The sequence below is a fragment of the Elizabethkingia argenteiflava genome (genome assembly GCF_009904105.1).
In the GTDB taxonomy this organism is placed as follows: domain Bacteria; phylum Bacteroidota; class Bacteroidia; order Flavobacteriales; family Weeksellaceae; genus Elizabethkingia; species Elizabethkingia argenteiflava.
In genome coordinates this window covers 1-408 of the sequence record NZ_JAAABJ010000093.1, presented here as the reverse complement: position 1 = coordinate 408, position 408 = coordinate 1, and the positions used below count along the sequence as shown (strand labels likewise).

Genomic DNA, 408 nt, shown 5'->3' with positions numbered 1-408 from the left:
GCAAAGCTTTATCAGCTACAAGAAAAATTATATGCAGATGGTAGTCAATCCCTTTTAATCGTTATACAAGCTATGGATGCCGCAGGTAAGGACAGCCTTATACAACATGTGATGAGCGGCATAAACACGCAGGGATGCGAAGTGACGAGCTTTAAAACTCCTAGCTCTAAAGAATATATCTTTTATTTAGTATGGAGATTCTATTTAGCTTTAGACTTTATTGGTATATTTGGTATTTTTTATCGATGTCATTATGATTGTGTCCTTTTGTGTAAATTTAAACTACTTTTTGTCAAAACCTATCTTAAAGCTTTCTTAACTTCTAAAAAATTCTGTTACAAACCGCAAAAAATTTTTTTAATTTTTTTCTACACTTCTCAAAAAAATAAAAAAAAAAACGACTTTTAG

Annotated in this window: 1 pseudogene; it reads left to right on the top strand. The window is 30.6% G+C overall.

Annotated elements, in window-relative coordinates:
• Nucleotides 1-408 (top strand): annotated as a pseudogene (locus tag GNY06_RS00510) (hypothetical protein); the annotation flags it as partial.